Consider the following 15,316-nt stretch of genomic DNA (forward strand, 5'->3'; position numbering starts at 1 on the left):
GATATAATTTTGCGCGTTATCTGCTTCACTTATCCCAGAACTTGGCCAGACAATATGAGTGTAAAAAAATGAATAATCCGCTGTACCAGAAAAATATCATCTCCATCGCTGATCTATCTCGTTCCGATTTAGAATTAATATTAGAAACTGCCCACTCTTTAAAACAAAATCCCCAACCGACGCTATTAAATAACAAAGTGATTGCCAGCTGTTTTTTTGAAGCATCAACACGTACTCGTTTGTCTTTTGAAACCGCGGTACAACGTTTGGGTGGTAGTGTGATCGGCTTTGACAGTGGCGGTAATACCTCACTGGCACAAAAAGGCGAAACCCTAGCGGATTCGGTGAAAGTAATCTCATCTTACGCTGATGCTTTCTTTATGCGCCACCCGCAAGAAGGTGCTGCGCGCTTAGCCTCTGAATTTACCTCTGTGCCTGTGATTAATGGTGGTGATGGGTCAAACCAACACCCAACACAAACCTTATTAGACCTATTCACCATTTATGAAACACAAGCAAGATTAGATAACCTTAATATCGCTTTTGTAGGTGACCTAAAATATGGCCGAACTGTGCATTCTTTAGCACAAGCTTTGTCACTGTTTAACTGTAACTTTTACTTTATTTCACCTGAAGCTTTGGCAATGCCTGACTACATTATTGAGGAACTAACTGAACGAGATATTAGCTTCTCTTTACATACCAGCATTGAAGAAGTCGTTGATGAATTGGATGTACTGTATATGACGCGCGTACAAAAAGAGCGCTTTGATGAAACTGAATATCAGCACATGAAATCAGCCTTTTTATTGAATGCAGGCATGTTGAAAAATGTAAAAGACAATCTTAAAGTATTGCACCCATTACCGCGTATTGATGAAATTAATCAGGATGTGGATAACACACCTTACGCCTATTATTTTCAACAAGCACAAAATGGTGTATTCGCTCGCCAAGCATTGCTCGCTTTATTATTAACTAACCACTTTCAAGCAAAGCCTTAGGAGTTGATCATGCAAAAGAAATTACAAGTAGAAGCTATCGAGCAAGGTTCAGTAATTGATCATATTCCTGCACACCAAGGTGTGAAAATACTGAAGTTCTTTAAATTTACTCAGACTAATGAAAAGATCACCATTGGTCTTAATTTGGCAACAAAAAGCGGTGAAAGCAAAGATTTAATCAAAATTGAAAACACCTTCTTTAATGACAAACAGGCCAACCAATTAGCTTTATTTGCACCTAATGCGACGATTAATCAAATTAAAGATTTTAAAGTGGTTAATAAGTTTAAAGTACAATTACCAAGTTCATTTATTGATGTTTTATCCTGCCCTAACAGTAACTGCATTAGCCATAATGAACCAGTTCAAAGCCGTTTTTATGTCAAACAGAAAAAGACTTTGAAACTTAAATGTCATTACTGTGAAAAGTCATTTAATCGCGCGACTTTTGATGAATTAGATTAGTTAACCTCAATACTAGATAAGAAAAGTGAGTCACCACCGCTATTTATACAGATTTCTACGTTAAATTATTTTTCAATAACCAGTTATTGCTCCAATAATTTGCCTTGAACGACGTACAATTAGCGGTACGGCCTAATAAATGATCTAACTATCTGATTTTATATAATGTTTCGCTTCCGTTAACCCTAACTGATGCTAGGTCGATCTGGTTAAAAAATATTCAACAAATATCCGAGAATAATATTGAATTAGAGTGCGTTACGTTTATACTGATTACAAACTTCATCATTAAAAGTGAGCATTTATATGCAATACAATACTTCTGTTTTATGTGATATCTACGCCGATACAATTGATGTAGCTGAACCGCTATTAACCAATTTTGGTGGACGTAACTCTTTTGCGGGGGAAGTCGTCACCGTAAAGTGTTTTGAATCAGTGGGACTAATCTACAAGGTATTAGAAGAAAATGGTGCAGGTAAAGTGTTATTAATTGATGGTGGTGGCTCTTTACGTCGTGCTTTAATCAATTCACACATTGCAGAGCTTGCCGTTGAAAACGATTGGGAAGGTATTGTTGTCAATGGTTGTGTACGCGAAGTGGACTCGCTAGAAGAGATGGATATTGGTATTCAAGCAATTACAGCGATGCCTGTAGGTGCAGATGACGATGAAATTGGTGAAATAAATTCACCGGTCAACTTTGCAGGTGTTACTTTCTTACCAGAAGACTTCTTATATGCTGATAGCACAGGAATTGTTATTTCTCCTGAACCATTAGTATTAGACGAAGAAGATGCCGACGAAGACGATGTTTTCTAGCGGTTAATAATACCAAGTATATAATTGGTATAACGACAAAAAGACAGGCATAAAAAAACCAACATTATCGTTGGTTTTTTTATTTACAGTATCTAAAACATCGATTATTAATCTACGTTAGTCTCTGCTTGATCAATTTTTCCAACTAGTGCGCTTAGACGATCTTGCCATTGCTGATGCTCATTGTTTAAACGGTCGTTATCTGATTGTAGTTGTTCAGCTTTACCTGCTAGGCTCGCTTTATCTTCTTTAAGCTCTTCAATTTCCATTTGCAGCAATGCAATAGTCTCTACAGCTTGGTTAATTTTGTTTTCTAATTTTTCTAATAGCTCGAATGTCATTTAAAGACCCTTAATACAAAGTAAATGGTTAACTGGAATTCAACGAGAATAAGCATTCCACGGCGCTTATTCAACCTTTGTTTTAATTTTAATGAAAAAAAGATGCAAATCGTCTTTAAAGTCTCATTATGTTAAGCTTATCGCTGCAATTTGGAATTATTTGAGAGGAAAAATGTCAGCAAAATTAACCATGGGTAAATACCAGCATTACAAAGGTAATTTTTACCAAGTTGAAGATATTGCCATCCACAGTGAAACCGATGAAGAGATGGTAATATATCGCCCTTTATACGGTGAAGGGCGATTATGGGTTAGACCGTTAACTATGTTTGTGGAAAATGTACTCATCGATGGTAAAAGCCAACCTCGCTTTGCATTAGTTGAAGATACCGATAAGATTAAATAGACCACTGCCATTTACCCTGTCACAAGTTCTGCTCCATAGACAGGGAAGGCATATCGCAAGACGGTCTACCCACTACTTTGGCAGGCACACCAGCAACTGTAGTGTGTGCAGGTACGGCTTCTAACACGACACTACCCGCGCCAATTTTAGCCCCCATACCAATCTCAATATTGCCAAGTACTTTTGCACCAGCACCGATCATCACTCCTTGACGGATTTTAGGATGGCGATCACCACTCTCTTTACCTGTTCCACCAAGTGTCACTCCTTGTAAAAGAGAGACGTTATCTTCTATCACAGCAGTTTCACCCACTACTACACCTGTTGCATGGTCAAACATGATCCCTTTGCCAATCGTTGCGGCAGGATGCACATCAACACCAAAAATCACTGAACTGCGGTTTTGCAAATAAAAAGCTAAAGCAATACGCTTTTGTTGCCATAACCAATGCGCAACACGGTGAATCTGGATCGCATGAAAACCTTTTAAGTACAACAGTGGAATCGAATACTCTTCTACAGCAGGGTCTCGGTCTTGCACAGCTAAAATATCTGCCATTGCGCTTTCAATCAGAGTTGGATCACTAGAAAAAGCATCGTCAATTACTTCTCTTACTAGGATGCCAGGCATAGTGCGACTGTCTAAACGATTAGCTAATTGATAACTTAACGCAGAGGCTAAATCTTTATGATTCAAAATAGTAGAATGGAAAAAACTCGCCAAAATAGGTTCACTTGCTGAACTATCCCAAGCCTCTTGTCTGATCTTTTCCCAGAGGTTCTTTACGTTACATTGCATTTTTTATCCTTAAACTATTCTGTATCGTTATTTTGTTGATGAGTCAGCTTGTATGTGATCAATGGAGTTTCTTTCTGGCACCACTGAAATAGGGTCAAGGTGAATTAAAATATCAGCCCCAGGGAAATCAGTTTCTAAGATTAACTCAAGATCATCCGCTTTCTGATGCGCATCAAATAGCGTTTGCTCATCATCTAACTCTAAATGTAACTGTATGAATTTAATATAACCTGAATAACGCGTTCTTAAATCATGCACACCACGCACCCCTTTAACACTGTATGCGCGTTTAATAATTAACTCTTGGTCTTCTTGAGGAAGTTGTTTATCCATTAATGCATCAATAGATTGAATACCAATTTCCCACGCGCCATACAATATAAATAGGCTAACACCAATTGCAAATACACCATCAGCCCAATGCCAACCATAGCTGGCTAAGATAATCGCCAATAACACAGAGCCATTCAGCATGATATCGGTACGATAATGTAAGGCATCAGCTTTGATCGCCATGCTATTGGTTTTTCGTACCACGTAACTTTGAAATAAAACTAATGCTAAGGTAACAAGTAACGAAAAGACCATGACTGAAATGCCGACATTACTTGCATGAATCGGCTGATTGTTAACTAAAGCAGAAACACCATTGATCATTAAAAAGATAGAAGAACCTGAAATGAAAGCTGCTTGAGCTAATCCCGCTAAACTTTCAGCTTTACCGTGGCCAAAACGATGTTCTTTGTCAGCAGGTTGTAAGGCAATTTTGATCGCAAATAAATTAATAACCGAGGTTGTTACATCCATTAAAGAATCGGTTAACGCAGCTAAAATACTTGACGAACCAGTCATAAACCAAGCAATTAATTTTACAATAATTAACAATGAGGCAGCTATAATTGCCGCATGGCCAGCTCGGTTAATTAGGTAAGCATACTGTTGTGAGTGCGATGATTGAGTCACGGTATTACCACTTTGAAAACTATCGGGCGAGTATTATACCCATTATCATTTCAGATACAAAACACCACTAATAATGTACAGCACTAAACTATATTGCTGTGAATTCCATCACTTCATTGGCAATCAAGTATTTTAGCGAGTAATAGTATATCTCCTATTTATTTTGTTACTAATCAATCAATTAAATACAATTTATAAAACATAAATGTAATTGTTAATAGATTTGTTTTGATTGTTAAATAGCAGTTCGTAATGACATTAATGTTTCATTACTTTTATTTTCCCTAAAACACCCATAAAATAAGCCCTTGCCGCATTTAAACTGACCAAAACAAGAGTAAACAGATGATTGAAGTTGCATTATACGAACCTGAGATTCCACCAAATACCGGAAATATTATCCGCCTGTGCGCTAATACAGGCTGTGTATTGCATTTAATTGAACCACTTGGTTTTGATTTAGATGAGAAAAAAGTAAGACGTGCTGGACTTGATTACCATGAAATGACCAATGTTCATATCCACAAAGATTACGATATCTTCTTACAAGCTGTTGAAGGTAAGCGTTTACTAGCTTGTACCACTAAAACCACGACGTACCACCATAATGCCAACTTTCAAGATGGTGATGTATTGTTATTTGGTCCAGAAACTCGGGGTTTGCCTGCGAGCATATTAGATGCATTACCACTACAACAAAAATTGCGTATCCCAATGCGCGCAGATAGCCGCTCAATGAACTTATCTAATGCAGTATCTGTATTTGTCTATGAAGCATGGCGTCAACTAGACTTCCCAGGGGCAGTTTAAACTAACCTAAACCAAACAAGGTAAGTAAGCACTTACCTTTCACTCACTTACTATCTCGGCTCTAACAGCTGTACTAATAACTGTGCGGTTCTTTGACCTCTAAATTCATTCACATCTAGACTATATACACAGAACACTTTTTTCACCGAAAGATTAGGCCAAACTTCTGGATCGATATTAAAGGCAATGGCATCAATTAACTTTCCTTGGTGCTCTAACATCATTTTAAGATGTTTTTGGCCAACGATACGTTGTTGTTTTAATTCGAATACACCATCAAATACAGGCGCAGGGAAACCTTGCCCCCAAGGCCCCGCGTCACGTAGCTCTTGCGCAATACATAAATCTAATTGATCCGGCGTTAATTGCCCGTCAGATAAAATAACATTTTGTAATAGGTGCTCTTCCACTTGTTCTGCTAATACTTTATTTAAGGTGTCATTAAACAGCGTAAAGTCTTTCTCCAATAAGCTCAGCCCTGCCGCCATCGCATGCCCACCAAACTTTAAAATCACGCCTGGAATCGTTTTATCAACCACATCCAAAATATCGCGAATATGTACGCCAGGAATAGAGCGGGCAGAGCCTTTAATTTCACCGTCGTTAGCGCGGGCAAAAGCAAAGGTTGGTCGGTAATACCTTTCTTTAATGCGTGATGCGACTAGCCCAATGACACCTTGATGCCAATCAGCTTCAAATAAACATAAGGCTAACGGTAAGTTATCTTGATCAATGGACAGCTTTTGCAAATTAGCGAGTGCTTCCTGCTGCATACTTTGCTCTATCTCACGGCGAGACACATTTAAACCATCCAACTCTGTCGCTAAGGTATTTGCATGCAATGGGTCATCGCATAATAACAGTTCCACACCATGGCTCATCTCATCCAAACGCCCTGCCGCATTTAACCTTGGACCTAATGAGAAACCTAAATCTGTTGCCACCAGCTGTTGTTGGTTGCGTTTTGCAACTTGAATTAATGCGCTAATGCCAGGACGGCAATATCCAGCTCTGATACGCGCTAAACCTTGATGTACTAACGTACGGTTATTAGCATCTAATTTCACGACATCAGCCACAGTGCCTAACGCGACTATGTCTAAGAAATTTGCCAAATTAGGCGCAGGGTATTGTGTAAAACAGCCTTTTTCTTGCATTAGTGAGCGCAGTGCTAACATTACATAAAATGCCACACCAACCCCGGCTAAGTTTTTACTAGGAAAGTCACAGCCAACTTGGTTTGGGTTAACAATGGCATCGGCAATTGGGGTTTCTTCCCCAGGTAAGTGGTGATCGGTAACCAATACCTTAATGCCAAGCTTGTTAGCATGCGCAACACCACTAATACTAGAAATCCCATTATCTACTGTCATTAGCAGCTCAGCGCCCTGCTGCACTGCTAAATCAACAATTTCAGGGCTTAAACCATAGCCGTAATCAAAGCGATTAGGTACAAGATAATCCACCTGTTGAAAGCCCAACGCTCGCAATGACAAGACACTTAATGCAGTACTAGTTGCACCATCGGCATCAAAATCCCCAACAATAATAATTTTTTGTTGTGCTACATAAGCCTCGTATAACAAGTTACACGCGTCACTCATCCCCTTTAATTGGTTGGCATGAATCAAGGTTTTAGTGCTGTTATCTAATTCAGTATTATCGGTAATACCACGACTTGCATAAAGCTTGGTTAATAGAGGTGAGCAAGATAATGACAATATGCTATCGTCACATTGAAGCGGGCGTTGTTGAACTTGTGTTTTATTAATTTCTAGAGACATAAAAACTGCACGATAAGGAATTATCAATGCAGTTTACAAATAGCTGATGTACTAGTCTATTTTTTTTGCTCTAATACTTGCAGTAAACGTTCTGGTGGTAAGTAACCCGGCATAGCCGTACCATCTTCTAGGAAGATAGTTGGTGTTCCTGTGATACCTAATGCGACACCTAGATCATATTGTTCTTTCACTGTGTTATCACAGGTCACAGGCTCAATGTTACGACGTTTTTTAGCGTCATCCATTGCACCTTTACGATCCTCTGAACACCATACTGATACCATAGTATGATAAGCATTTGAGTTAACGCCACCACGTGGGAAAGCTAAATAACGCACTGTAATGCCTAGGTCATTATACTCTTGCATTTGTGAATGCAATTTCTGACAGTAAGCGCAACTAGTATCAGAGAAAACAGTAATGACATGTTTTTCATCATCAGCTTTGTAAATGATCATATCTTTTTCAAAGTCTTTGATTTTTGCAAAGTGTTCTGCACTATTTGCTTTACGCACTTCATCAACTTTAGCGCTAGTTAAGTTATTCATGCCATTATCTAAATCATAGATATCGCCATTTAATAAAAACTGACCGTCTTCACTAATGTAATAAATAGCACCTTGGCTAACAATTTCATATAACCCTTTAACAGGCGACTCATCGATAGAGTCCACTTCTACTTTTAATGATTGTAACTTTTTAGTAAGTAGTTCGTTCACTTCTGGTGAAATAGCCGCAAAGCTATTGGTGCTAAGTAGCATCCCAGCAACTAACGCACCTACCGTTTTTTTAACGTTCAATATGGACATCATGACCCCTGAAAAATTAAATTAAAGACGATTGATTATGCCTATCTTAGTAACTAATGTGAATGCCTTTATATCTCATATTAGCCTCTGTGATAAATCACCTCTGTGCGACTTTAGTATAAGAACACCATTAACTAAGCACGAGGGTGATGTTCTTCATGTAATAGTTTTAACCTATCTTTTGCAATATGTGTATAGATTTGCGTTGTCGATAAATCACTATGGCCTAACAGCATTTGTACAACACGCAAATCAGCACCATAGTTCAACAGATGTGTTGCAAAAGCATGGCGTAATACATGTGGTGATAAGGCTTCTTTGTCTATGCCTGCTAATTGCGCATAATGTTTAATACGATGCCAGAAGGTTTGCCTTACCATTTGTGTACCACGACGGCTTGGAAACAACACGTCGCTACTCTGGCCGGACAATAACACTGAGCGCATCTCTTCGATATAACGCTCTAACCAATATACTGACTCTTCTCCCAATGGCACTAATCGGGTTTTGTTGCCTTTACCAGTAATTCGGATCACGCCCTGTTTTAGGTTAATCTCTTCCATGGTTAAACCGACTAACTCTGTGACACGTAAACCCGTTGCGTATAACACCTCTAACATCGCCTTATCTCTGAATTGAATCGGATCTCCCAATTCTGGTGCTGCAAGTAATGCATCCACTTCAGATTCCGATAATGATTTGGGTAAAGGTTTCACGATTTTAGGGCTTTCTAACTTAGCACTTGGATCATCTTCACGTATTTTTTCACGACATAAATACTGGTAATAACGACGAACAGCACTCATCAAACGTGCTGTAGAGGCGCTTTTATAATCTATCTCCCCTTTTAACCTATTCTCAAAGTAATCACTGAGTTGACGTGCTGTTGCATCACTTAATGTGGCATTGTGTTTAGCGAGGTATAATTCAACTAAAGAGAGATCATGACGATACGAATCCAGCGTATTTTTAGATAATCCACGCTCTAACCACAGTGAATCTAAAAATTGTTCGATGCTTAATACTTCCATTCCTACTGCCTTAACGGTAAATTAGCGCCTCTTTTATTTTTCTTCAAAAGGTCGCATATGAAAATCGGTTTATTTTATGGCTCTAGCACTTGTTACACAGAAATCGCTGCAGAAAAAATTCAAGCAGAGCTAGGCGAATCATTAGTGGACCTATTTAACATAAAAGATGAGGGATTAAGCAAGGTAAATGATTACGATATTCTCATTTTAGGCATTTCTACGTGGGATTTTGGCGAACTTCAAGAAGATTGGGGTAAGTTATGGGATCAAATCGACGGCTTAACTGTCAATGGGAAAATTGTCGCTATTTTTGGTTTAGGCGATCAAGATGGTTATAGCGAATGGTTTGTAGATGCAGTAGGTATGCTACATGATAAATTATTACCACAACAACCTAGGTTTATTGGTTACTGGCCCGTTGAAGGCTATCAGTTTGATGCTTCTAAAGCACTCACAGAGGATGGCCAATACTTTGTTGGTTTAGCCTTAGATGAAGATACACAATACGAACTAAGCGACCAACGTATTAGTGAGTGGTGTTTGCAGATCTTAGAAGAGATACAAGAATTATTATAAAATACCTATTCAAGTCATTCTGTAATAGAAATACAAACTGAAAACGGTCAAGTAACAGCGTGATACATTGCAGCTATATAACTGCATAACAGCGCTGTTAACCTTCTCTTCATATAACACCGTATAGTTTAAACCTTATTTTTCAAAAACTTATAAAACCCTATTTCTAAGAAAATTAATATTGCATAATCAGTTTCCATCATTGAATAGAAGCTATCCGCGCTACATATTTTTACACTTATCTGACCTTATTATCATTGTTATCTTATTTTTATGTAATTAAATTTCAATATCGTAACTCTCCTGATCCAGATCAATCACCTCTATCCCACTTTGGTTAAGCTACAAATATAAAATTTATGAACATTATTTAACCTAATTCTAGTGACGAGCACTACCGAAAAAGTTTAAATTTAACCAGAGTAAAGGAGTACCTCCTCAATGCCAAAAAACAACAAAACCAAGAGCTATAAAGATCTGCACAAGCCAGCCAGCGAGTTTGCCTCAAGAGCAGATTATCTAAATCATGAATTACAAATCATGAAACCACGTCGTTATCGATTAAACCTACCGGGGCGAGACTTCAATTTTGAATGGGAAGATCTCGTACCAGCAGTAGCAGGCACTATTGGTATCATTGCTATGTACTCAGCAGTAATGATGTCATGGGCAGATGGCCTAACAGAGCAATGGCCGCATATCACCCTAGGAAAAGACTTCGCTATTGAAGTCGCTCGTGTAGAGATGTTAATACCAGCCTTTCTCTTCTGTATTGTTGCCTCTGGTTTTGTAAACCCTAAAGCAAATTTAGCAGGTAACCATGGACCAATGATTCCGCTAATAGGAGCTATTGCACTTGCTGGAGCACACCCGCTAGCATTAGCTATATTGCTAGGTATTTTTGGCTTATTACTAAGTTACTTTAAAGGCGGATCTAAACTAGTGAACCTCACCAGTGAAGGCGTTGCCGGTGGATTATTAGTCTTTTTAGGCTTTACTGGTGCATTCAGTCAAATAGGTCAAATTCAAGACTGGGCTAAAGGTTTAGCATCGGCAGATGTGGCTACAGGCAGTATGGGTTACATTGGGCTAGTCGTACTCGCTGCCAATATTGTTTTATATGCCATTCTAGCCAAAATAAACAAACGTTGGCTAGCTATCCCAGCTTGTGCCATCACAGGCCTACTTATTGCCCTAGCTTTTGGTGCAGGATTCGACTTAACCTTTGAAACAGAAATGGGATTGCCTAATTTAAACCCTGTTTATTGGTGGGGAAGTACGACTGAAGGTTGGATGTTAGGTTTACCTAATCTAGAGCACTTTATCGCCTCTTTACCTTTTGCTATTTTAGCCGTGGCGATGTGGTCTCCGGACTTTTTAGGGCACCGTATATTTCAAGAGTTGAACTACCCAAAAGACACTGAAGAAGTATTAATGGATGTCGATGATACGATGACCATGTGTTCAGTTCGTCAAATGGTGGGTACTGCAGTGGGTGGTGGTAATATCACCTCTTCATGGGGGACTTATATGATTCCAGCGGCCATTGCTAAACGCCCTATTCCAGCTGGCTCTATTATCCTAGGTAGCTTGGTGATGCTAATTGCATTCTTGGGCTTCCCAATGGATATTGCAGTTTGGCCTCCAGTAATGCGTATCGCGTTATTGGTGGGTGTTTTCCTACCGCTACTAGAAGCAGGTATGCAGATGATTAAAAATACTAAAGACTCTCAAGCTGCGGGTATTTGTATCTTTACTGCTGCGGTATTTAATCCTGTCTTAGCTTGGGCTCTAACCATGTTACTTGATAATAACGGTTTAATTGGTGATAAAGAGCGTGCTAAACGTTTATCATTTTTAGATAAGGTGATTATTCCAGGCTCGGTATTAATCGTGTGCTTTATTGCTATGGTCGCTGTAGGTATGTTTGAAAAACAATATGGTTTACCTGCTTTATTATAAAGCTTATTAACTACACACAGAAAAGGCGCTGTTCATAGCGCCTTTTTTATACCCCAATTTCACTCAATAAAAATGCAGATTAACCTAAACCACTTACACAGCGTTAACCTAGGATGCCTTAATATCAACAACCAAGTCCGGTGAAATTTGTTGTAATGATATGAGTAACTCATCCTGCTCAAAGTGCTGTGCAGTTGAAATTTGAAAGTGACTGGTAAACACTGTTTCACCAATGCCTGGTACACCAATACGATTACATTCCATATTTTGCACTTGTAGCTCATAGTCATTTAAAACAGATGAAATATCCCTTACTAACCCTAATCTATCTTTTGCATCAATAGTCACTGAAAAGTGCTTAACTTGCTGCGGTTCCACTAAAGAAATCACTTCCCAGCTGACATTCAAGCCTAACTGCTTAATTTCATTGATCAGTATTTCAAGGTACAGCTGATCAAGTTCGACTTTAATTAATCCAGCCATCATGTTGTCGATATGGTTGATTTTACTGTTTAACCACTTACCTTCTAAAGCATGTGTTTTTTCCGATAAAATATTCACTAAATTAAATTGATACTGACCAGTGATCGTCAATAGTATTTGATTGTTCATATGAATTAGCTCCTTTAGTTTTATTTAAACAACAAGTTTTCACTATTATCACTGGTTCAATTCCCCACTTCTCTGACCTCAAACATAAAAAACACAATATTGTTAATGCTGAAGGGCTTTAATCGTTATTAATAAACACGATGTAAAAGAAAACTGTAATTTTATTACAAGTCTACGTACAAGTTGATGTGAATCAATTTTTGAAAATCAGCCTTTGCTAAACTAGTAACTAATCCATCACGGGGTAACTTCTAAGATGCAAATAGACAACAGAACAAACAAGCTTCTAGCTTATCAAATGACCAACCAATACAGCGCAACTGCTGACCAAGCATGCCAGCATTTTTTATCTGACTCTTATATTACGCTGATGTTGAAGCCACTTATTGTTCTGTTATTTACCATCATTTGCATTGCCCTAGGACAAACAAATTCTAACTATTTTTTTAATCACTAACGGTAAAGGTAAAGCTTTATGACTAAATTAAACGAAGCATTTGAATCAGCATGGGAAGGTTTTGCAGGCGAAACATGGAAAACTGAAGTCAACGTGCGCGATTTTATCCAACAAAACTACACACCATTTGAAGGTGATGAAAGTTTTCTAGCAGATGCGACTAAAGCAACAGATGAGCTTTGGGAAAATGTAATGGTGGGCATTAAACAGGAAAATGCAACGCATGCACCTGTTGATTTCGATACGGATGTTGTTTCTACTATTACCGCACATGACGCTGGCTACATTAACAAAGACCTAGAAACAATCGTGGGCCTACAAACTGAAAAACCATTAAAACGTGCGCTTATCCCGAACGGCGGTATTCGTATGATCGATGGATCTTGTAAAGTGTACGGTAAAGAACTAGATGACGGTATTCGTACTATCTACTCTGAATACCGTAAAACGCATAACCAAGGTGTATTTGATGTTTACACTGGCGATATTCTTAAATGTCGTAAATCAGGTGTGTTAACAGGTTTACCTGATGCCTACGGTCGTGGTCGTATCATTGGTGATTACCGTCGTGTTGCTTTATACGGCATCGACTTCCTAATGGCAGAAAAAGCAGCACAGCATAAAAGCTTAGAAGCAGAACTGATCGCTGGGACTTCATTAGAAGACACCATGAAACTGCGTGAAGAGATTTTTGAGCAATACCGTGCACTTGACCAAATGAAAGTAATGGCTGCTAAATATGGTTCCGATATTTCAGGTCCAGCGACTAGTGCCAAAGAAGCAATTCAGTGGACTTATTTTGGTTACCTAGCGGCAATTAAATCACAAAATGGCGCAGCAATGTCATTTGGCCGTACTGCTTCATTCTTAGATATCTACATCGAAAAAGATCTTAAAGCAGGTCTAATCACAGAAACAGATGCACAAGAATTAATTGACCACTTAGTAATGAAACTACGTATGGTTCGTTTCTTACGTACGCCTGAGTACGATGACCTATTCTCTGGTGACCCAATTTGGGCAACTGAATCAATCGGTGGTATGGGTGTTGATGGTCGTACATTAGTGACTAAAAACTGCTTCCGTTTTTTACATACTCAATACACTATGGGTCCTTCTCCAGAGCCAAACATTACTGTTTTATGGTCTGAAGATTTACCAATTAACTTCAAAAAATACTGTGCAAAAGTATCTATCGATACTTCATCTATCCAGTATGAAAATGATGACTTAATGCGTACTGACTTCGATAACGATGATTATGCAATTGCTTGTTGTGTATCTCCAATGATTGTTGGTAAACAGATGCAATTCTTTGGTGCACGTGCCAACTTAGCAAAAACACTTCTGTACGCAATTAACGGCGGCGTTGATGAAAAATCTAAAATGCAAGTGGGTCCTAAAACATTGCCAGCGATCACTTCTGAGGTATTAGATTACAATGAAGTTTACTCAAACCTTGATCACTTCATGGACTGGTTAGCAGAGCAATACGTGACAGCACTTAACTGTATTCACTACATGCACGACAAATACAGCTATGAAGCAGCATTAATGGCACTTCATGACCGTGATGTTTCTCGTACAATGGCTTGTGGTATTGCAGGGCTTTCAATTGCAGCCGATTCATTAGCAGCTATTAAATACGCAAAAGTTAAACCTATTCGTGACGAAGATGGTATTGCAACTGACTTTGAAATTGAAGGTGATTACCCTAAATTTGGTAACAATGATCCACGTGTTGATGATATTGCATGTGAATTAGTTGAAACTTTCATGAAGAAAATCAAATCACGTCCAATGTACCGCAATGCACGTGCAACACAATCAATCCTTACTATTACTTCTAATGTTGTATACGGTAAGAAAACAGGTAACACACCAGACGGTCGTCGCGCAGGTATGCCATTTGCACCAGGTGCAAACCCAATGCACGGACGTGATGAAAAAGGTGCAGTTGCCTCATTAACATCAGTTTCTAAACTACCGTTTGCTTATGCACAGGATGGTATCTCTTACACATTCTCTATCGTACCAAACGCACTGGGTAAAACCGATGATTCACAAAAATCAAACCTAGCAGGTTTAATGGATGGTTACTTTAAACACACACCAGACATTGAAGGTGGCCAACATTTAAATGTAAATGTAATGAACCGTGACATGCTATTAGATGCGATGGAAAACCCTGATAAATATCCACAGTTAACGATTCGTGTTTCTGGTTACGCAGTACGCTTTAATTCATTAACTGCAGAGCAAAAACAGGACGTTATTACACGTACCTTTACTGCTAGCCTGTAACTCTCAATTTGTATTTGTAGAGAGTAAGATAACGGGCTAACCTTTCAAAGGTTTCATCTTAACGGGTGAAACCTTTATTTTTACCATTAACCAAATATTATTTAACTGTTCTTTTCCATCAAATTGAATAAGTATGATCAATATTAAGAGCACAATTAAATAATTTATTTT

General features: G+C 38.6%; 15 protein-coding genes. 8 read left to right on the forward strand and 7 right to left on the reverse strand.

Features of this window, described 5'->3' with window-relative positions; genetic code table 11:
• The first annotated feature begins 68 nt into the window (after window positions 1–68).
• The 3 genes from pyrB to rraA all read left to right on the forward strand — a co-directional run bounded on the left by pyrB (window position 69) and on the right by rraA (window position 2,291).
• Window positions 69–1,004, forward strand: a complete 936-nt coding sequence (pyrB, locus tag OW492_RS15000) for an aspartate carbamoyltransferase (protein ID WP_290041147.1) — start codon at window positions 69–71, stop codon at window positions 1,002–1,004.
• 9 nt (window positions 1,005–1,013) lie between these two features.
• Window positions 1,014–1,469 carry an aspartate carbamoyltransferase regulatory subunit gene (pyrI, locus tag OW492_RS15005; RefSeq protein ID WP_290041148.1) on the forward strand — a complete coding sequence of 152 codons (456 nt, stop codon included), beginning with the start codon at window positions 1,014–1,016 and terminating at the stop codon, window positions 1,467–1,469.
• 306 nt (window positions 1,470–1,775) lie between these two features.
• Window positions 1,776–2,291: a ribonuclease E activity regulator RraA gene (rraA, locus tag OW492_RS15010; protein WP_290041149.1), complete on the forward strand. Its 516-nt coding sequence runs from the start codon at window positions 1,776–1,778 to the stop codon at window positions 2,289–2,291.
• A gap of 107 nt (window positions 2,292–2,398) precedes the next feature.
• On the opposite strand, the gene OW492_RS15015 is transcribed toward rraA, so the two are convergent.
• Window positions 2,399–2,632 (reverse strand): cell division protein ZapB, encoded by a 234-nt coding sequence (locus OW492_RS15015; RefSeq protein WP_290041151.1) that lies wholly within the window; start codon window positions 2,630–2,632, stop codon window positions 2,399–2,401.
• Between the two features lie 172 nt (window positions 2,633–2,804).
• Between OW492_RS15015 and OW492_RS15020 the strand changes: the two genes are divergently transcribed.
• On the forward strand, window positions 2,805–3,038 hold the full coding sequence (locus OW492_RS15020; RefSeq protein WP_290041153.1) for a DUF1653 domain-containing protein: 234 nt from the start codon (window positions 2,805–2,807) through the stop codon (window positions 3,036–3,038).
• Between the two features lie 19 nt (window positions 3,039–3,057).
• On the opposite strand, the gene cysE is transcribed toward OW492_RS15020, so the two are convergent.
• A complete protein-coding gene (cysE, locus tag OW492_RS15025) occupies window positions 3,058–3,837 on the reverse strand; it encodes a serine O-acetyltransferase (protein WP_290041154.1) in 780 nt (259 codons plus the stop codon).
• Window positions 3,838–3,864: 27 nt separating this feature from the next.
• Window positions 3,865–4,800, reverse strand: a complete 936-nt coding sequence (locus tag OW492_RS15030; RefSeq protein ID WP_290041155.1) for a cation diffusion facilitator family transporter — start codon at window positions 4,798–4,800, stop codon at window positions 3,865–3,867.
• A gap of 345 nt (window positions 4,801–5,145) precedes the next feature.
• Here OW492_RS15030 and trmL point away from each other — a divergent pair, with 345 nt between their 5' ends.
• Window positions 5,146–5,610, forward strand: a complete 465-nt coding sequence (gene trmL, locus OW492_RS15035) for a tRNA (uridine(34)/cytosine(34)/5-carboxymethylaminomethyluridine(34)-2'-O)-methyltransferase TrmL (RefSeq protein WP_290041157.1) — start codon at window positions 5,146–5,148, stop codon at window positions 5,608–5,610.
• Between the two features lie 50 nt (window positions 5,611–5,660).
• On the opposite strand, the gene recJ is transcribed toward trmL, so the two are convergent.
• The 3 genes from recJ to xerD all read right to left on the reverse strand — a co-directional run bounded on the left by recJ (window position 5,661) and on the right by xerD (window position 9,234).
• Window positions 5,661–7,394, reverse strand: coding sequence for a single-stranded-DNA-specific exonuclease RecJ (recJ, locus tag OW492_RS15040; protein WP_290041158.1), 1,734 nt, complete (start codon window positions 7,392–7,394; stop codon window positions 5,661–5,663).
• Window positions 7,395–7,450: 56 nt separating this feature from the next.
• Window positions 7,451–8,206, reverse strand: a complete 756-nt coding sequence (gene dsbC / locus OW492_RS15045; RefSeq protein ID WP_290041160.1) for a bifunctional protein-disulfide isomerase/oxidoreductase DsbC — start codon at window positions 8,204–8,206, stop codon at window positions 7,451–7,453.
• A gap of 131 nt (window positions 8,207–8,337) precedes the next feature.
• A complete protein-coding gene (gene xerD, locus OW492_RS15050; protein WP_290041162.1) occupies window positions 8,338–9,234 on the reverse strand; it encodes a site-specific tyrosine recombinase XerD in 897 nt (298 codons plus the stop codon).
• A gap of 57 nt (window positions 9,235–9,291) precedes the next feature.
• Between xerD and fldB the strand changes: the two genes are divergently transcribed.
• Both fldB and OW492_RS15060 read left to right on the forward strand, forming a co-directional pair.
• Window positions 9,292–9,810, forward strand: coding sequence for a flavodoxin FldB (gene fldB / locus OW492_RS15055; RefSeq protein ID WP_290041163.1), 519 nt, complete (start codon window positions 9,292–9,294; stop codon window positions 9,808–9,810).
• Window positions 9,811–10,251: 441 nt separating this feature from the next.
• Window positions 10,252–11,772, forward strand: a complete 1,521-nt coding sequence (locus OW492_RS15060) for a DUF3360 family protein (RefSeq protein ID WP_290041165.1) — start codon at window positions 10,252–10,254, stop codon at window positions 11,770–11,772.
• A gap of 108 nt (window positions 11,773–11,880) precedes the next feature.
• Here OW492_RS15060 and OW492_RS15065 read toward each other — a convergent pair whose 3' ends face one another.
• Window positions 11,881–12,384, reverse strand: coding sequence for a hypothetical protein (locus OW492_RS15065; protein ID WP_290041167.1), 504 nt, complete (start codon window positions 12,382–12,384; stop codon window positions 11,881–11,883).
• A 475-nt stretch (window positions 12,385–12,859) separates the two neighbouring features.
• Here OW492_RS15065 and pflB point away from each other — a divergent pair, with 475 nt between their 5' ends.
• The gene (gene pflB / locus OW492_RS15070) at window positions 12,860–15,145 is read left to right on the forward strand and encodes a formate C-acetyltransferase (protein WP_290041169.1); all 2,286 of its coding nucleotides are present in this window, start codon (window positions 12,860–12,862) and stop codon (window positions 15,143–15,145) included.
• Window positions 15,146–15,316: the final 171 nt, after the last annotated feature.

The sequence above is a fragment of the Psychromonas sp. 14N.309.X.WAT.B.A12 genome (assembly GCF_030397575.1).
In the GTDB taxonomy this organism is placed as follows: domain Bacteria; phylum Pseudomonadota; class Gammaproteobacteria; order Enterobacterales; family Psychromonadaceae; genus Psychromonas.

Bases quoted from the DNA above. Each gene is read 5' to 3' on its own strand.
- pyrB (WP_290041147.1), top strand. From the start codon at position 69: ATGAATAATCCGCTGTACCAGAAAAATATCATCTCCATCGCTGATCTA.
- pyrI (WP_290041148.1), top strand. From the start codon at position 1,014: ATGCAAAAGAAATTACAAGTAGAAGCTATCGAGCAAGGTTCAGTAATT.
- rraA (WP_290041149.1), top strand. From the start codon at position 1,776: ATGCAATACAATACTTCTGTTTTATGTGATATCTACGCCGATACAATT.
- OW492_RS15015 (WP_290041151.1), bottom strand. From the start codon at position 2,632: ATGACATTCGAGCTATTAGAAAAATTAGAAAACAAAATTAACCAAGCT.
- OW492_RS15020 (WP_290041153.1), top strand. From the start codon at position 2,805: ATGTCAGCAAAATTAACCATGGGTAAATACCAGCATTACAAAGGTAAT.
- cysE (WP_290041154.1), bottom strand. From the start codon at position 3,837: ATGCAATGTAACGTAAAGAACCTCTGGGAAAAGATCAGACAAGAGGCT.
- trmL (WP_290041157.1), top strand. From the start codon at position 5,146: ATGATTGAAGTTGCATTATACGAACCTGAGATTCCACCAAATACCGGA.
- recJ (WP_290041158.1), bottom strand. From the start codon at position 7,394: ATGTCTCTAGAAATTAATAAAACACAAGTTCAACAACGCCCGCTTCAA.
- dsbC (WP_290041160.1), bottom strand. From the start codon at position 8,206: ATGATGTCCATATTGAACGTTAAAAAAACGGTAGGTGCGTTAGTTGCT.
- xerD (WP_290041162.1), bottom strand. From the start codon at position 9,234: ATGGAAGTATTAAGCATCGAACAATTTTTAGATTCACTGTGGTTAGAG.
- fldB (WP_290041163.1), top strand. From the start codon at position 9,292: ATGAAAATCGGTTTATTTTATGGCTCTAGCACTTGTTACACAGAAATC.
- OW492_RS15060 (WP_290041165.1), top strand. From the start codon at position 10,252: ATGCCAAAAAACAACAAAACCAAGAGCTATAAAGATCTGCACAAGCCA.
- OW492_RS15065 (WP_290041167.1), bottom strand. From the start codon at position 12,384: ATGAACAATCAAATACTATTGACGATCACTGGTCAGTATCAATTTAAT.
- pflB (WP_290041169.1), top strand. From the start codon at position 12,860: ATGACTAAATTAAACGAAGCATTTGAATCAGCATGGGAAGGTTTTGCA.